This window comes from Vibrio sp. 1288 (assembly GCF_033344475.1).
This window is the reverse complement of record NZ_JAWPOX010000396.1, coordinates 1-770: the sequence shown is the minus strand read 5'-3', so window position 1 is coordinate 770 and position 770 is coordinate 1. Positions and strand designations below refer to the sequence as shown.

Annotated in this window: 2 protein-coding genes; one reads left to right on the top strand and one right to left on the bottom strand. The window is 44.2% G+C overall.

The genetic code is table 11. The features are described 5' to 3' along the window. The coding region (locus R8O11_RS27010) for a helix-turn-helix domain-containing protein (RefSeq protein ID WP_318194850.1) at nucleotides 1-430 on the top strand (430 nt) is incomplete at its 5' end. A gap of 90 nt (nucleotides 431-520) precedes the next feature. Here the strand turns inward: R8O11_RS27010 and R8O11_RS27005 are convergent. Next, on the bottom strand, nucleotides 521-770 hold a 250-nt coding region (locus tag R8O11_RS27005), incomplete at its 5' end, for a lysoplasmalogenase family protein (protein ID WP_318194849.1).

Here is a 770-nt window from a genome sequence, read left to right as displayed (position 1 = left end):
CCAAGGCGTGGTTCACGTACCTCCATTGCGTCAGCGCCCTGACGACATCGTGACGATATTTCATTACTTCTTAAAACTGAGTTGTAAGAAATTAGGCAAAACATTGCCAAATGTCGACTCTAGCTATCTCGCGCTACTGAGAGGTTATCCGTGGCCGGGCAACATCCGTGAGCTAAGAAACATCGCTGAGTTATACGCAATCGGAATTGTTAAGCTAACGGGTAAAGAGCGCATCTACTCACAAAATGAGATTCAGCTTCCATTGGATGATTTGGTGGACGATTTTGAAAAGCAGCTCATAGAAGATGCGCTGTTTTTGCACTCCGGGCGAATTACGGATGCGGCAAACCATCTGCAAATACCGCGTAAAAAGCTGTATTTGAGAATGAAAAAGCACGGAATTGAAAAGGGCAATTACAAGTCGCGATAACAAAAAAGCGTTTGAGGTCTACATCAGTAAGCTCAAACGCTTTTTTCATCAAAATTCAGAGTGGCAAACACCAATCTGCGGCATAGAAAATTAACTGATCACCGTGAGATACGGATAACGAATCACGATGGCAATTACGGACATGGCCATTAAAGTTTGCGCTGAATAGTACGTGACCATCACCACTTGCCGAGAAAATACCGAGTAACCACCAAAGCGCTCAAAAGCCAGCACCGTGCCGGAAATGATGAAGATAAAACTTCCTAACACCGCAAACGAAGATGACTGCGTTTTCCCACTTAGATAATACTCAATGGCCATCCAACACATGGTCATCAAA